Here is a 2,734-nt window from a genome sequence, read left to right as displayed (position 1 = left end):
GGCGCTATTAGGCACGGCCGGCGGCGCGACGGCCTTGGCGGTAAAGGTCTGCGTCGTGCCGTCGCGGCGGGTCATGTTGAAGGTCACGACATCGCCATCGGCCGGCTGGGTCGAGACCTGCACGGTCGGTGCCAGCGGATCAGCGGTCGGGCCCGAGGTCTGGGTCGAGGCCGAATTGCCCGAGATCGACATGATCTTGTAGCCGAAGCGTTCGAACTCGGCCGACGAGATCACCAGCTTGTTCTTCCACGCGCCCATAACCGAGGTGCGCGGCAGGCCAACATTGCTGAGCTTATCGCTGGAATCGGCGCCGAGATCCGCCTTGCGGCGCTCCTCGGCGACCCTGAGATAGCCGTCCGCAGTGCCGTCGCCGTGCATGATTTGGTCATAGGTGGCGACCGGAGCCTTGTCGGTCTGGTTGCCACCCATGAGATAACGGCCCGCAACGCTGAGGTTCAGCGTTTCGAGCAGCTGCGAGAGCCGGTTCTGCGAGTCCTTCTGCAGGCTCACCATGGTGAGGTTGTTCTCACCATAGCTCGTCGGCGTCGCTGAAGTCCGGGTTTCGGACTTCAGCTTGTTGAGCGAGGTAAAGGCCTGGTCGAGGAAGTTGAGGCGCAGGTTGACCGTGTCGATATTGGCCGAGAAGGACTCGAGCTTGGTCAGGCGATTGCGCGTCGCCAGCGACACCGTGCGGTCATAGCCCATCTCGGACAGGGTTTGGGACTTCTGCCCCGAACCCAGCTGCGTCTGCAGCTTGCCGAGCTGGCTCTGCATGGTCGAGATGGCACTATAGCCTGCCTTGACCGGATACATGGATTTGTTGATCAGCATCTGAACTCAGCCCTTACGTGAACGACCGCATGAGGGTGTCGAGCAGTTCCTGCACGACGGAGGCAACGCGGGCGTTGGCGGCATAGGCGTTTTGCAACTCCATCAGCCTTGCCACTTCCTCGTTGATGTCGACGCCATAGCTCTCTTCCATGCGCGAGGTGATGGCTGCGAGCGTCTGGGTATTGGTGTCGCTGGCGTTCAGCGCCGTCTGGATGGCGCTGCCCTGGTATTCCATCACCTGCGAAACCATGTCCGACAGCGTACCGGAAAGCCGGAAACCGCCGTTCTTGGCGCCGACCATTGTGTTCGACCCGAACCGCATGGAGCCGAACTGATCGACCAGATAGTCAACGCGCTTGCTGTCGCCGGACGCGGTCGTGGCCGTGTAGTTGACCAGAAGCGTGTTGTCGTTGATGACGGCCGGGTTGACGGTAATGCGCCCGGCAAAGCCGAGACGCTGCCCACCACCGGCCAGCGAATTGGTGAAGGGCTTGCCTTCCGCATCAAGGAACAGCGGCATGCCGAGCTGGCCGCCCTGCAGATCCGTGGCGGTCCAGCGGGTGGAGGCGTTGATCGGCGTACCGTTGCCATTGGCGCGGACTTCGATCGTTGAACCGGTGCCCGAGAAGGTGGGGCCGACGGCCAGCGAACTGTTGAGCACGCTGGTGATGTAGGACATGTCGACAGTGCCCGGCAGGCCATTGCCCGCAAAGCGGACGCCGACCACCTGGTTACCGAAGCTGTCCGGGCTCTGCAGCGGGAGTTTCGACGGATCGTCGACGCGAACGATCTTAGCCGAGCGCTCAACACCATCATTGCCACGATACTTGACCGTGAAGTCGTCGCCGTCCTGGAGCTTGGAGAGATCCATGTCGAAGCCCGACGGTGGACCAGCGACGGCCGTGCCGGCTTCCTTGACCGAGGAGAAGACCTGCGCCAGGGCCGCTGCGACGTCGTCAAGCTGACGCTGTGCGTCCTGCAGGGTTGTGTCACGCAGCTCGATGAGCGCACCCAGCGAGCCGGAGCGGATCGCCCCGTCCTTGACGAGGTCGACGCGCGTGCCGTTCGGCAACTCGATCAGGAGCTTGCCGACGCCGTTCTTGCTGTCATCGATATTGAATTCGCTGGTCGGGGTCAGCGAACCCGACTGTTCGAAAATCAGCAACGACGGTTTAACGTCGAGCAGAGCCGCACCCGAGCGGGTCGCAAGGCGCACCGTACCGTCCGGATTGTAATCGACCCGAAGGTCCATCATTTCCGAAAGGCCCGACACCAGGCGATCGCGCTGGTCGAGGAGGCTATTGCGCGTGTTCTGGTCGACGCCATAGTCGGCCAGAACCAGGTTCACGTCGCGTAGCGAGGTGAGCATGGAATTGACCTGGTCCACGGTGGTGGCCATGCGCGTTTCGGTTTCCCGGCGCATCGACTGAATTTCCTGCGAGAGGCGATTCAGCGTGGTGGCCATATCGGTGGCCTTGGTCACGACGTCGGCGCGGGTAGCATAGTTGTCCGGACTCGTCGCCAAAGCGTCGAGCGCATTCTGCAGCTTGCCCAGCATGGTATCCATCGAGCCGGCGCTACCGGGCTTGCCCAGAGCGGTCTGCATACGGTCGAGGAAAGTCCCGCGGGTCACCGAATAGGCCGTCTCCGGAACCTGCTTGGTGTAGTAGTTCTGCAGGATGGAGTCGAACGCACGATCGACCTGTCCGGCGCGGACATAGGAGTTATCGCCCCGGCCAACTTCGATGACGTTCAGCGTCTGCTTGTGATAGCCGGGCGTGCCGGCATTCGAAATATTGCGGGAAATGACTTCCAGCGCCGTCTGGCTGGCCTTGAGGCCGGAAAGCGCATTCCCGATTGCAACCGTCAAACCCATAGCGGGTCTCCTTTGGCGCCGGACACG

2 protein-coding genes are annotated in these 2,734 nt (G+C 62.2%); both read right to left on the bottom strand.

Translation table 11 applies throughout. The annotated features are described in order from the left end of the window. Positions 1-831: hypothetical protein (locus tag J0I64_RS08365; RefSeq protein ID WP_291407129.1), on the bottom strand; the 831-nt coding region annotated here is incomplete at its 3' end. A 13-nt stretch (positions 832-844) separates the two neighbouring features. Then, positions 845-2,707, bottom strand: a complete 1,863-nt coding sequence (gene flgK, locus J0I64_RS08360) for a flagellar hook-associated protein FlgK (protein WP_291407128.1) — start codon at positions 2,705-2,707, stop codon at positions 845-847. Positions 2,708-2,734: the final 27 nt, after the last annotated feature.

The sequence above is a fragment of the Devosia sp. genome (assembly GCF_017307565.1).
Classification (GTDB): Bacteria; Pseudomonadota; Alphaproteobacteria; order Rhizobiales; family Devosiaceae; genus Devosia.
Note: the sequence above shows the minus strand (reverse complement) of the source record. Positions and strands in the feature narration are given on the sequence as shown.